Below are 12,664 nucleotides of genomic sequence, written 5' to 3'. Positions count from 1 at the left end.
CTTTACTGCCGTGAGCACACAGGGAGCATCAGCAGTAGGCATCGCCAACGTGACCGTCGGCGGCACGGTCCTCGACACCTGGTTCCCGGCGCCCGAGCTGGGAAACTTCGACGCCGCGGGCACCGTGCGGATCGAGGGTGGCGACATCCCCTCCGATCTGGCACTCCTCGCCGGACCCGACGAAGCGCGTGAGGTCGACCAGGTCGTGGTGCGCACCACCATCGCCGACCTGTCGGCGCCGCCGGTCGACGCCCACGACGCCTACCTGCGCCTTCACCTCCTCTCGCATCGCCTCGTGACCCCGCACGGCGTCAACCTCGACGGTCTGTTCGGATTGCTGTCCAACGTGGTGTGGACCAACTTCGGTCCCTGCGCGGTCGAGGGCTTCGAGAAGGTGCGGTCGCGCCTGCGCATCCGCGGCGTGGTCACCGTGTTCGGTGTCGACAAGTTCCCGCGCATGGTCGACTACGTCGTCCCGTCCGGCGTCCGCATCGCCGACGCCGACCGCGTCCGCCTCGGCGCTCACCTGGCCAGCGGTACCACCGTGATGCACGAGGGCTTCGTCAACTTCAACGCCGGCACGCTCGGCAACTCCATGGTCGAAGGCCGTATCTCCGCGGGCGTCGTCGTCGACGACGGATCCGACGTGGGCGGCGGCGCCTCGATCATGGGCACCCTGTCCGGTGGCGGCAAGGAAACCATCTCCGTCGGCAAGCGCTGCCTGCTCGGCGCCAACGCCGGTCTCGGCATCTCGCTCGGCGACGACTGCGTCCTCGAAGCCGGCCTGTACGTGACCGCGGGAACCAAGGTCACCGGGCCGGACGGCACCGTCGTGAAGGCCAAGGAACTCAACGGCCAGTCCAACCTGCTGTTCCGTCGCAACTCCGTGTCGGGAGCCGTCGAGGTCGTGCCGTGGAAGGGCACCGGCGTGGAACTGAACGCCGCTCTGCACGCAAACGACTGATCCCGTGAGCGGTACGCGAACACCCGGCACCATGACCGATTCGACCAGCACACTGGGCCGGGGCCTGAAGGTCCGTCATCTCACGATGATGGGCCTCGGTTCCGCGATCGGTGCCGGGCTGTTCCTCGGTACCGGTGTCGGTATCGCGACCGCCGGTCCCGCCGTCCTCGTCTCCTACCTGCTCGCCGGCATCATCGTCGTCTTCGTGATGCGCATGCTCGGCGAGATGGGAGCGGCGATCCCCGCCAGCGGGTCCTTCTCGCACTACGCGCGGATCGGCATCGGCGAATGGGCCGGATTCGTCATGGGCTGGCTCTATTGGTTCATGCTGATCATGGTGCTCGGCGCCGAGATCACCGGCGCCTCCGGCATCGTGAGCGGCTGGCTGCCCGGCGTTCCGCAATGGGTCGTCGCCCTCGTGTTCGTGATCTTCTTCGCGGCCGTCAACCTGGCGAAGGTCAGTAACTTCGGCGAGTTCGAGTTCTGGTTCGCCGCCATCAAGGTCACCGTCATCATCGCGTTCCTGGTGATCGGTGTGCTGCTGGTGTTCGGCCTGCTGCCGGACACCGAGCCGGTGGGCACCACCAACCTCTTCGGCCACGGCGGCTTCATGCCCGAAGGCTTCGCCGGTGTCGCCGCGGGCCTGCTGGTCGTGGCGTTCGCCTTCGGCGGCATCGAGATCGTGACCATCGCCGCCGCCGAATCCGAGGATCCCGAGCGCTCGATCGCCGTGGCGGTGCGTAGCGTCGTCTGGCGAATCAGCGTCTTCTACCTCGGTTCGATCTCGATCATGGTCCTCGTTCTTCCGTGGGATTCCTCGGACCTGAAGAGCGGACCGTTCGTGGCGGTCCTCAACCAGGCGCACATCCCGTACGTGGCCGGGTTCATGGAACTGGTAGTCGTGGTCGCGTTGCTGTCGGCGTTCAACGCCAACATCTACGGCACGTCGCGGATGGCGTATTCACTGTCCCGGCGCGGCGACGGTCCCGCGTTCATGGCGCGGATCTCGAATTCCGGGGTGCCCCTCAATGCGGTTCTGCTGTCGGTGTTCTTCGGTTTCGTCAGCGTGCTGCTCAACTGGTGGCTGCCGGACGACCTCCTGGGACTTCTCCTGAACGCCGTCGGTTCGGCGCTCCTGGTCATCTGGATCTTCATCGTCGTGTCGCATCTGAGGCTGCGCCCCCGGCTCGAACGCGAGGGCAAGCTGACCGTCCGGATGTGGCTGTTCCCGTGGCTGAGCTACCTCACGCTCGCAATGCTCGCCGGTTTCGTCGTGCTCATGCTCTTCGACTCCGATGCCCGCACCCAGCTGATCTCGACGTGCGTCCTGTTCCTCGTCATCGCGGCGCTCGGTGTGCTCAACACCCGGCTGCGCAAGCGGCCGCAGACCGTGTGACCGGTTCGGGCCGGCAACTCACCGGTCCGAAGCCGGCTCCTGACCAGCGGACGAACGTGCCGCGCGGGCGAGCACCTGCGGACCGGTCACCAACGCCTTCCGCCACGGTGCGACACCGTCGATTTCGATCTCGATGGACAGGCTCAGCACGGTACGGATCAGCACGATCACTCCCAGGACGGCGGCATCGGTCAGCGACGGCGTGGAGGTGACCGTCTTGACGATGTCAGCCGCGACGAGCAGTTCCAGGCCGAGCAGGATCGCGCCCCCGAGCGATTCCCGCAGGGTCTTGAACGCCTGAGCACCGTCGCCGGTCCTCCTCCACGCGCGCACCGCGAGGAAGAAGGCGAAGACGAACCCGACAACCATCGCGAGGACGCCGAGGACTTCGAACACTTCGGTTGCGAGTTCGAAGAACCTGACAGTGTCCATCGTGTGAGTGTTCCTGTTCGGGAGGGTGTTCGCACTGGATTCCCATGCGATCGCCAGTAATGAAACCCGCGCGAGTTCCCGGATTCTCGGTCGTACGTCACCATGAACCCGTACGGATTCGGTGCGCAACCCACCAAATATGGCTGGGTTAGCAAGCCCTTGACTTTACCGTTCAAGGACTCGGCGGACGCTGCCGATCCTCGCCTGACATCGCGTACCGGGTGCGTTTGACGATCTCGTTGTCGGCGATCTGTCTGGCGTTGTTTAGCACGTCGTCCGCGACGCGTGCTGCGACGACGGCGATCCCGTCGGCGTCGCCGATCACGATGTCGGATGCCTGGACGACGGTTCCGCCGATGGCTACGGGTTCACCGAGTCGGCCTGGTCCGTGTTTGTAGGGTCCGGCGGGGGTGGTGCTGCGGGCGAAGACGGGCATGCCCATTTGCTCGAGGGCGGCGACGTCACGGACCGCGCCGTCGATCACGAAGCCGCCCAGCCCGATGGCTCGTGCGCGGGTTCCGATGAGATCGCCGATGAGTGCGCGGGTTTCGTCGCCGCCGCCGTTGACGACGAGGATGTCGCCGGGGGCGGCGAGGTCGAGCGCCTTGTGGATGTAGAGGTTGTCTCCGGCTCGGGTGCAGACGGTGAACGCTCGCCCGGTGATGGTCGCTCCCGGCCACATGGGCCGTATTCCGGTCGGGCAGCCGAAGCGGTCCTGGGCGTCACCAATGGTGGCGGTGGGGATACGGGCGAACGCTGCGACGAGCTTGTCGGGTTGCACCACGACACCTCCTTCGGATGGTTTCTGCGGGCTCAGGGTCGTGCCGAATCTCACTCCTCGACGAGGGGTGCGGTCCGTAGGGGTTTGAATACCCCGGTGGCGGTCGCGACCAGGGTGTCCTCCACGGTGAGGTCGGTTCGCATGAACAGCAGCGACCGGGTCCCGGGTGCGGTGTGGGGGCGGGCGCGCAGGACGTCGCCGACGTGGATGGGAGCGGCGTACGTCATCACCAGCCCGCCCTGGACGATCCCTCGCCGGTTGCGGTGCTTGTCCGGGCACACGACCGCCACCTCGGTGCCTCCGCGGTCGGAGCGGGTGTCGAAGGGGCCGACCAGCGCGATGAACCCGTCGTCGATCACCTCGGTCCATCCGTCCTCGGTTGACAGCGCCGCGGCACGGTACCCGGTGGTCACTTGATGGCGGTGGCGTTGGCGGGTGAGCCGACGCCACCGGTGAGGTTGAGGGGTTTGACGGTCAGCAGGCATTCGTAACGGCCGTCGAGGGCGCAGTCCTCGCCGAGTTCGTCGAGTTTCCACAGCTCGCCGATGGGCAGACCGAGCAGGGCGATGAGTTCCTGGTGCATCATGCCGTGGTCGGTGTCGCCGCCGAACGGTGAATCAGCTACTGCGGGCAGGCGTTCGAGCGCGAAGGTGTCCGAGGCGGCGAGGGCGACCTGATGGTCGGCGAACCAGTCGATCGCGGCCTGCGACTGCGCGAGGCCGGTGCAGGTCTTGCTGGTGTGGATCCGTGCGCGCTGGTCGGCGGTGGCCTCGTCGAGGAACCACTGTGCCCAGCCGGTGCGGATCAGCAGCAGATCACCGGTGCGCAGTTGCACGTCCTGGGCGGCCAAGGTGTCGTCGAGTTCGCAGATGTCGAGGGCTTCGCCGCCGGCATGATCGATCGGTTTTCCGAGGTGGGTGCGGTGGCGGCCGATGTCGATGAGGACTCCTCGGCCGGCGATCGGGTGCTGGGACCAGTGGTTGATGCCGAGGGCCGGATTGCCGGCGACGATCGCATCGTCGGGGGTGCCGTTGTAGAAGCCGTGCTCGGCGTGGCGGCGGTGCCGCAACCCGTCGAGGTGGCTGGCGGCCTGCGGCCAGAATCCGTCCAGGTAGTCGTCGCGGTGGTCGCGGTGCCGGGAGACCACGTGATGTTCGGGGGCGCTGCGCAGCGTCGCCAGCGAGGGCACGAACGCGTCGAGGGGGTAGTCGAGGCCGAAGACAGTTCCCCGCTGGATCAGGGTGGCGGCGTCGCGAACGTGGTCGGGGCCGGCGTAGTTGGCCATTCCCCGGTCGGGCGTGGTCTGGAACTGTCCCCAGGTCGAGCGCGTCGGCGCGGCCGGTATGCCGGTGGTGGGGTTATCGATCGGCATGGGTGGTGTCATCGACGGCGCGGGCGGGGTGGCCGGTGTAGGTGGGCAGTAATGTGCGGGGAATCGGTCCCTTGTTGCGGCCGCCCTGCTGGGTCTGTTCCCAGCCGTGGGCGAGGATGCCGACCGAGCGGGACAGGACGAACAGTCCGCGGCCGAGGGGCGGCGGGAAGCCGAGTTCGGCGTACACCACGGCGGTGGCGCCGTCGATGTTCATCGGGACCGGTCGGGTCCGTCCCGCGGCGAGGGACTGCTCGAGGGCGAGGGCGGCGTGCAGGTACTGGCCGGACACCGCGCTTTCGTCGCGGGCCGCGGCGACCAGCGAGAGCAGCGGGTCGCGGCGCGGATCGCGGGGGTGGAATCGGTGCCCGAACCCGGGCACGTACCTTTTGGCGGAACGGTAGTCGGCCACGATGCGGTCGGCGACGGGGCGCAGATCGGTGGGGTCGGTGGCCTGCTCGACGATGTCGGCGAGCACACTCATGCATTGCTCCCCTGCGCCGCCGTGGACGTCGCCGAGCATTCCGACGCCGGTGGCCATCACGTTGTTGAGGCCGACCCCGCAGGTGGCGGCCATGCGGGAGGCCGCGATCGAGGGTGCCTGCGGGCCGTGGTCGACGGCAGCGACCAGGGCGGCGTCGAGGAGTCGTTCCTGCCAGGGGGTGGGGCGCTGCCCGCGGATCATCAGCCAGACCATGCCGGCGTAGGAGGTGGTCGGGATCAGGTCCTCGATGGCGTAGCCGCGGTAGCGGATGACGCCGGGTGAGATGTCGCTGATATCGGTGCGCCACCAGCCGGTGACGTCGTCGATGGTGGTCTGATCCGCGCCGGGGACCGGGCGGCGTTCGGTGGTGGTCATACCGCGCCTTCCGTGTGCAGGTCGGTGATCTCGTCGGCGGTGAAGCCGAGATCGGTGAGCAGTTCGTCGGTGTGTTCGCTCAGCGTCGGGGGCGCCGACGCCGGGGCGAGGGGGCGGCCGTTGACGTGGAAGCCGGTGCCGAGGACGCTGACCGTGCGGTCGGGCAGGTCGACCTGGTGGACCAGTTCACGCTCGGTGATCTGGTCGAGGTCGAGGGAAGCGGTGACGTCGAGGACCAGTCCCGCAGGCACCCCTGCCTCGTTGAGAAGGGGCTCCCACTCGCGGGCGGACTTGGCGGCGAGGGCGGACTCGATCTCGACGCGCAGTTCCGGGCGACGGTTCTTGCGGTCGTCGCGCAGGGCGAACCGGGGGTCGTCGATGAGGTTTTCGCGGCCGATCAGCTTGCACAGGATCTCGAACTGTTCCTGTTTGTTGGCCGCGATGTTGAGGGCGCCGGATCCGGTCTGGAACGTCGCCGACGGTGCGCCGGTGGGGTTTTCGTTGCCGTTCGCGCTGGGTTGCCGGCCGGCGATGAGGTAGTCCGAGACCACCCAGCCCAGTGCGGTCAGTGAGCTTTCGAGCATCGACACGTCGAGGTAGACGCCCTCGCCGGTCCGGGCGCGGGACGCGAGAGCGCCGTTGATGGCCATGGCGGCGGTCATCCCGCCGAGGGTGTCGCACACGGGGAAACCGACGCGCAACGGTGCGGTGTCGGGTGTGCCGGTGACCGCGCTCATCCCGGACAGGCCCTGGATGATCTGGTCGTAGGCGGGGCGTTCGCGCATCGGCCCGGTCTGCCCGAAACCGGAGATCGCGCAGTACACCAGCCGCGGGTTCATCGCGTGCAGTTCGTCCCAGGAGTAGCCGAGCCGGGCGAGCACGCCCGGGCGGAAGTTCTCGACGAGGACGTCGGCGCCGGCGATCAACCGGTCGAACACGTTCCGGCCGGCCGCACTCTTGAGGTTGACCGTGATCGAGCGCTTACCGGCGTTCTGGGCCACGAACGAGGCGCCGAGCATCTGGCTCGACAGCGCGGTGTCGGCACCGAGCTGTCGAGCCAGGTCGCCGCTGCCGGGTACTTCGACCTTGATGACGTCGGCACCCATCAGTGAGAGCTGGTAGCTCGCGTAAGGGCCGGCAAGGACGTTGGTGAGATCCAAGACTCGGATTCCGTCGAGCAGCTTCATCGGAAGATCCTTTCCGTGGGCGAATCCCACCAAACAAAAGGTGTCGTTATGTGACGTGCCTAACCCTACCACTCAAACCATCTAGCGGTCTACGTACACCGCCTGATGGTTTAGCCCGGTCGTTGATTCGCCCGTATCCGTGGTGATCGGTTTCTCCGAACCGTAGAGTGGTGCATCGGAAGAGTCGCTGAGCAGGGAGGACCAGAGGGTGACTGCAGTACCTACGGATTCAGCAGAGAAGCCGGCCGTCGCCGACGCGGGTGTCCGCAGCGTCACCCGGGTGATCGACCTGCTCGAACTGTTCGACGCAGCGCACCCCTCCCGCAGCCTCAAGGAACTCGTCGAGGGGACGAAACTGCCGAAAACGACCGTCGTCCGCCTGGTGGCGACGATGTGTGCGCGCAGCGTCCTGACCAGCCGCACGGACGGGTCCTACAGCCTCGGCCCGGAGATGCTGCGCTGGGTGCGTCTGGCGGGCAAGACCTGGGCGCCGCCGGAAGAGGTCGTCGACATCATGCGTCAGCTCAGCGCGGACACCGGCGAGACGGTGAACCTGTACATCCGGCAGGGCCTGTCCCGGGTGGTGGTCGCCCAGTGCGAGAGCACCGCGACCGTGCGAAGCGTCATCCCGCTCGGAGTGCCGTACCCGCTGTGGGCCGGCGCCGCCGGCAAGATTTTGCTGCTGGCCGCCCCCGAACTGATCGACGAGGTGGCCGCGGACTCCCCGCACGGCCCCGACTTCGCCGACCAGTTGCGTGAGACGGTCGAGGCCGGGCGCGAACGCGGATATCAGCTCGTCCACGGTGAGCGCGAGCTCGGCTCGTCGGGGCTGTCCTTCCCGCTCATCGACTTCCACGGCACGGTCGTGGCCGCGTTGACGCTGGGCGGTCCCACCGGCCGGTTCACCGAGGACCGGACACCCCACTACATCGAATGCACCCGGGCCGCGGCAGAGGAGATTTCGGCCATCGGCCTGCCCGGTTTGGACTGAACCCGTCCGGGCACGGCGCCCGGCCCCCGAGAGTCGCCAACGGCCAGCGCGAGCCTCGATGCGTCGCTTCTGCGCATTCGCGTCACGGCAGGTGATGCCGGTACTGCGCTCATCCCCCGTCGGCTCCGCATAGAACAAATGCCGGTATCTCGACCGGGGTACGGGCGGTCGAGATACCGGCACTGATCGCGCTCTCCACCCGGAAATATCGGCCGAGGGAAAGGGCTGCTCCTACCTCACGAGCGGGCGTCGATTCGGCGCGCCAGCTTCGACAGCCCGACGTTCATCAGCAGGTAGATGATCGCGATCAAGACATAGACCGGGATGGCATACTGTCCGCCGAGGTATTCCACTGCGACCCGGCCGCTGCGCAGCAGTTCGGTGTAGCCGATGACGAAGCCGAGGGAGGTTTCCTTCACGATCGTCACGACCTGGCTGATCAGGGCGGGCAGCATGATCCGGATGCCCTGCGGCAGCAGGATGATGCGGAAGATCTGGGTCTTGCGCATGCCGATCGCGGCCGCCGCTTCGGCCTGCCCGCGGGGCAACGACGCGATGCCGGCGCGGAAGATCTCGCTCATCACGGCGCTGTTGTAGAGCGAGATGCCGAGGGCCAATGCCCAGAACGTCGGGACGATGACCCCGAATTGGGGTGCGCCGAGGAAGATGAAGAAGATCAGCACCAGCAGCGGCAGACCGCGGAAGATCTCCACCCATACCCGCACAACGCCCCGCAGGAGTCTGCTGTCGGACATCCGCATTGCCGCGAGGATCATGCCGAACACCACCGAGAGCACGATGGAGACGATCGCGCACTGAATCGTGGCGAGCAGACCCTTCAGGACGCTGCGCATCAGGTCCCGGTCGAGCAGCACCGACCACAGATCGGGACTGAGCTGACCGTGGGAGCCGAGCTGGTAGAGCCCCAGGGCCACGATGATCGCGACCACGGCGGCACCGACCCAGGTGGCGTTGCGGACTTTCCGTTGACCTTGCGGTCCGAGTACGTCGTACATGGCGATCATGGGTTTGGTAGCTGCCGGTTTGGTTGCTGTCGTTGTCATCGCGCCACCGCAACTTTCTTCTCGACGATGTTGGCGATGGTCCCGGCGGGGATGGTGATCACCAGGTACAGGAGGCTGGTGGCCGCGAGGATCCACAGCACCGCCTGGCTCTCCTCGGCGATCACGCCTTCGGCGCGGGTGAGCAGTTCCGCGACACCGAACGCGCTGGCGATCGCCGAACTCTTGGTCAGTGCGATGAAGACGTTGATCAGCGGGGGCACGACACTGCGGAACGCCTGCGGGAGCACGATGTAGCGCAAGGAGCCGCCGAAGGTGAGTCCGATGGAGCGTCCTGCTTCGAACTGCCCGACCGGGATCGCGTTGATGCCCGAGCGGACGGCCTCGCAGAAGAATGCGGAGTAGTAGATCGCCAGGGCGGCGACGGCCGCCCAGAAGAACGGGATCTTGATGCCGAGTTGGGGGAACGCGAACAGGGTCATGAAGTAGATGACGGCGGTGGGGACGTTACGGAACGTCTCGACGTATCCGGACCCGATCGATTTCAGGAGTGGAATCGGGGAGACACGGAACGACGCGAGGATCGTTCCGCCGATCAGCGCCAGGACGGTGGAGACGCCGATCAGCGCGAGCGTGACCGCGAAACCCTCCATCAGGGCGCCGAAATGGTCGACTACGGTGTGCATGGGATGTCCTCGGAAGTGAGACGAGAGATCTAGGTGCAGGGCTGCAGTTCCGGCATGACCGGTTGCTGCTTGGTGTAACGGCCGAGACTGTCGGCCCAGGCTTCCTCAGCGGAGCCGTCGCTGTAGTAATCGGTGATCGCGCTGTTGAGGAACTCGCAGAACGCGACATCGCCCTTGGCAATGCCCACCCCCCACGACTCGACCGCGAAGGGCTTGTTGATCAGCTCGATGTCCTTCTGATCCTTACTGACGTACCCGGCGCCGATGGGCCCCTGTGTGGCGAGCGCGTCGACCGACCCGTTCTTGAGGGCATCGATGCACTTGGAGGAGACGTCGAACTCGATCAGGTTCGTCTGTGGGAAGTTCTTGCGCAGCGACGCCGACACCGCCCCACCGAGGGTCGAGCACACCGTCACCCCGTTCGGGGTCTGGGGATCGGTGATGTTCTTCGGATTGCCCTTCACCGTCACCAGGTCGTTGTTGATGTCGAGGTAGGGGCCGCCGAAGCTGATCACCTGACGTCGCTTGTCGTTGATCGACAGCGTCGCGACGACGACGTCGACCTTGTCCTGCTGCAGTAGTTGCTCGCGGCTGGCGGAGTTTGCCTCGGTCCACTCGATCCGGTCGGCGGGGACACCGAGTTTGCCGGCGATGTACCGGACCAGATCGATCTCGTATCCCTCCTGCTCGCCGCGCAGGTTGCGCGCCGACAGCCCGGGATGATCGAACCGGGTTCCCACCCGCAACACCCCCTCACGAGCGATCTTGTCCATCGTCGTGCCGGGTGCGAACTGCGGGGACTGAGCAACCGCCGGGGTGATGCCCGTGGTCACGGTCGAGCGGGTACCGAACAGGGCGATGCCGGCGATGGCGACCACGGCCACCAGCGGCACGATCGCCTTACGGGAAAACCTCATGACAGACAACCTTTTTCGTGTCGACGGTGCGGCGGTCAGTGCAGGACCTTCGACAGGAAGTCCTTGGCTCGCTCGGTCTGGGGATTGGCGAAGAACTCGTGCGGATCGGCCTCTTCGACGATGCGTCCGGCGTCCATGAAGATCACCCGGTTCGCTGCCGACTTCGCGAAGGCCATCTCGTGGGTGACCACGACCATCGTCATACCGGTCTCGGCGAGTTCCTTCATCACCTCGAGGACCTCGTTGACCATCTCCGGGTCCAGGGCGGACGTCGGCTCGTCGAAGAGCAGCACCTTCGGCTTCATCGCCAGGGCGCGCGCGATCGCCGCGCGCTGCTGCTGCCCGCCCGACAGCTGGGCCGGCATCTTCTCCGCCTGATTTCCCACCCCGACCCGGTCGAGGAGCCGGCGGGCGGTGGCCTCGGCCTCCTTCTTCGGAACGCCGAGAACCTTGGTCGGCCCGAGCATGACGTTCTGCAGGATCGTCATGTGCGAGAACAGGTTGAACGACTGGAACACCATTCCGACCTCGGCACGTAGCCGCGCGAGGTGCTTGCCTTCCTGGGGCAGTTCGACGCCGTCGAGCAGGATCCGGCCCGAGCTGATCGGCTCGAGGCGGTTGATGGTGCGACACAGGGTCGACTTTCCCGACCCGGACGGGCCGATCACCACCAGCACCTCGCCGGTGGTGATGTCGAGGTCGACGTCCGTCAGCACGTGGTGGGTGCCGAAGTACTTGTTCACGCCCTCCATGCGAACCAGAACCGGCGCCTCGAAGGACGACGACGAGAGCGACGATTGATCGATGGTCGAGTGCATGGTGCTCCTCCGTAAAAACAGCCCGACAAGTCATGTCTGTGACGGACCCCCACCGGCTGGGGTGGGGAGTGATCCAGGTCATGTTCCGATAACACGAAGCTAGCACATAAACCGTCAGGCGGTCTACATAAATCATCTAGTGGATCGAAGCGTTCATTCGTGGCCGCCCCGTCGGCCGCTGCCAGCCCTCCGGCGGCCTGGGTGTCCGATGGGTGCTCGGTGCATTCCTGTCGAGAATTGTTGGTTATTCGACAACCGCTCCGAAATGCGGAAATTGCCTGAAAAGGCGTCGACAGCCCGTGTCGAGAAAGTATGTCGAAAAACCCCTTGGTGAGATATTTTCGACACATGCTGATCGGCTACGCACGGGTCTCCAGCACAGACCAGAACCCCGACCATCAGGTCGACGCATTGCGCCGCGCCGGGGTGGCCGCCGAGAACACCCATGTCGACCACGCGGGCGGTGCCAAAGCGTCACGGCCCCAACTCGATCTGGTGCTGGGGCGGCTTCGCGAGGACGACGTCCTGGTGATCACCCGGCTCGACCGCCTCGGACGGTCGATGCTGCACCTGATCACGCTCGGCGCCGAACTGCGCGAGCGGGGCATCGGCCTGCAGGTGCTCGAGCGGGGCATCGACTCCGCGACGCCGAGGGGCGCGCGATGTTCGGCATGCTGTCGGTCCTGGCCGAGTTCCAGCGCGAGCTGATCGTGGCCAACACCCGCGACGGCCTCGCCGATGCCCGGGCCCGCGGCCGGAAGGGCGGCCGGCCCCCTCGAAGCTCAGCCCGGACCAGATCGAACTCGCTCAACGGCTATACGACGCAGGCGATCACACCGTCGCGCAGATCGCCGACATGCTGAAAGTGCCGCGCACCACGGTCTATGGGCATCTGAACAAGCGAAGGGTGGGCATCGCACCGGCCACGCAAGACATCGCCTTGGTCGCGGATCCAGCGGCACCCACGTCCCGGACGTGCCCAACCTGCGGTCACGAGCCCACCACACGCGCTGAGGCAGCACACCAACGTGCCGACCTCGCGGTGGCTGGCTCCACCCCGACCCCGACCACCACGGAACGGTCACCAGCCGCCACCACTGCCGGCATTGCGAACCCGGACAACCAACATTCGACATCGCCTGCAGCATCTGCGGCGACGGACCCATCCTCGCCGGAACTCTCGCCGAGAAAGCGAAGAGCGGCGACCTGACCAAACCGGTGCAACGATGGCTCACCGCAGCC

14 protein-coding genes and 1 pseudogene are annotated in these 12,664 nt (G+C 66.5%); 5 read left to right on the top strand and 10 right to left on the bottom strand.

Annotated features, from left to right (window positions below; translation table 11 throughout):
- Window positions 1-10 precede the first annotated feature (10 nt).
- Both dapD and DTA22_RS32090 read left to right on the top strand, forming a co-directional pair.
- The gene (gene dapD / locus DTA22_RS32095) at window positions 11-964 is read left to right on the top strand and encodes a 2,3,4,5-tetrahydropyridine-2,6-dicarboxylate N-succinyltransferase (protein ID WP_112302125.1); all 954 of its coding nucleotides are present in this window, start codon (window positions 11-13) and stop codon (window positions 962-964) included.
- Between the two features lie 31 nt (window positions 965-995).
- Window positions 996-2,360 (top strand): amino acid permease, encoded by a 1,365-nt coding sequence (locus tag DTA22_RS32090; protein WP_037244319.1) that lies wholly within the window; start codon window positions 996-998, stop codon window positions 2,358-2,360.
- Window positions 2,361-2,378: 18 nt separating this feature from the next.
- Here the strand turns inward: DTA22_RS32090 and DTA22_RS32085 are convergent, their stop codons facing one another.
- From DTA22_RS32085 to DTA22_RS32060, 6 genes are all read right to left on the bottom strand, one after another.
- On the bottom strand, window positions 2,379-2,792 hold the full coding sequence (locus tag DTA22_RS32085) for a DUF1622 domain-containing protein (protein ID WP_112302124.1): 414 nt from the start codon (window positions 2,790-2,792) through the stop codon (window positions 2,379-2,381).
- Between the two features lie 172 nt (window positions 2,793-2,964).
- Window positions 2,965-3,576, bottom strand: a complete 612-nt coding sequence (locus DTA22_RS32080) for an RraA family protein (RefSeq protein ID WP_112302253.1) — start codon at window positions 3,574-3,576, stop codon at window positions 2,965-2,967.
- A gap of 47 nt (window positions 3,577-3,623) precedes the next feature.
- A complete protein-coding gene (locus DTA22_RS32075) occupies window positions 3,624-3,986 on the bottom strand; it encodes a hotdog family protein (protein ID WP_112302123.1) in 363 nt (120 codons plus the stop codon).
- A complete protein-coding gene (locus tag DTA22_RS32070; RefSeq protein WP_112302122.1) occupies window positions 3,983-4,945 on the bottom strand; it encodes a cyclase family protein in 963 nt (320 codons plus the stop codon). The genes DTA22_RS32075 and DTA22_RS32070 overlap by 4 nt, the downstream gene beginning before the upstream one ends.
- Window positions 4,932-5,801 carry a citryl-CoA lyase gene (locus DTA22_RS32065; RefSeq protein ID WP_112302121.1) on the bottom strand — a complete coding sequence of 290 codons (870 nt, stop codon included), beginning with the start codon at window positions 5,799-5,801 and terminating at the stop codon, window positions 4,932-4,934. The genes DTA22_RS32070 and DTA22_RS32065 overlap by 14 nt, the downstream gene beginning before the upstream one ends.
- Window positions 5,798-6,988: a CaiB/BaiF CoA transferase family protein gene (locus DTA22_RS32060; RefSeq protein ID WP_112302252.1), complete on the bottom strand. Its 1,191-nt coding sequence runs from the start codon at window positions 6,986-6,988 to the stop codon at window positions 5,798-5,800. Before DTA22_RS32060 ends, DTA22_RS32065 begins: the two co-directional genes overlap by 4 nt.
- A gap of 208 nt (window positions 6,989-7,196) precedes the next feature.
- On the opposite strand from DTA22_RS32060, the gene DTA22_RS32055 reads away from it, so the two are divergent.
- Window positions 7,197-7,979: an IclR family transcriptional regulator gene (locus DTA22_RS32055; RefSeq protein ID WP_112302120.1), complete on the top strand. Its 783-nt coding sequence runs from the start codon at window positions 7,197-7,199 to the stop codon at window positions 7,977-7,979.
- Window positions 7,980-8,215: 236 nt separating this feature from the next.
- Here the strand turns inward: DTA22_RS32055 and DTA22_RS32050 are convergent, their stop codons facing one another.
- Genes DTA22_RS32050 through DTA22_RS32035 form a run of 4 tightly spaced genes read right to left on the bottom strand, consistent with a single transcriptional unit; the run spans window position 8,216 to window position 11,356 of the window.
- A complete protein-coding gene (locus DTA22_RS32050) occupies window positions 8,216-9,043 on the bottom strand; it encodes an amino acid ABC transporter permease (protein ID WP_112302119.1) in 828 nt (275 codons plus the stop codon).
- Entirely contained in the window at window positions 9,040-9,687 is a 648-nt protein-coding gene (locus DTA22_RS32045; protein WP_112302118.1) for an amino acid ABC transporter permease, read from the bottom strand. The genes DTA22_RS32050 and DTA22_RS32045 overlap by 4 nt, the downstream gene beginning before the upstream one ends.
- A 29-nt stretch (window positions 9,688-9,716) precedes the next feature.
- On the bottom strand, window positions 9,717-10,604 hold the full coding sequence (locus tag DTA22_RS32040) for a glutamate ABC transporter substrate-binding protein (protein WP_112302117.1): 888 nt from the start codon (window positions 10,602-10,604) through the stop codon (window positions 9,717-9,719).
- Between the two features lie 35 nt (window positions 10,605-10,639).
- Entirely contained in the window at window positions 10,640-11,356 is a 717-nt protein-coding gene (locus DTA22_RS32035; RefSeq protein ID WP_281272526.1) for an amino acid ABC transporter ATP-binding protein, read from the bottom strand.
- A gap of 378 nt (window positions 11,357-11,734) precedes the next feature.
- Here DTA22_RS32035 and DTA22_RS37230 point away from each other — a divergent pair.
- Window positions 11,735-12,285: pseudogene (locus tag DTA22_RS37230) on the top strand (recombinase family protein).
- Window positions 12,219-12,632 carry a helix-turn-helix domain-containing protein gene (locus DTA22_RS32025; protein WP_245973516.1) on the top strand — a complete coding sequence of 138 codons (414 nt, stop codon included), beginning with the start codon at window positions 12,219-12,221 and terminating at the stop codon, window positions 12,630-12,632. The pseudogene DTA22_RS37230 and the gene DTA22_RS32025 overlap by 67 nt, the downstream one beginning before the upstream one ends.
- Window positions 12,633-12,664 lie beyond the last annotated feature (32 nt).

Source organism: Rhodococcus wratislaviensis, from assembly GCF_900455735.1.
Classification (GTDB): Bacteria; Actinomycetota; Actinomycetes; order Mycobacteriales; family Mycobacteriaceae; genus Rhodococcus_F; species Rhodococcus_F wratislaviensis.
This window is presented reverse-complemented; position numbering and strand designations above follow the sequence as displayed.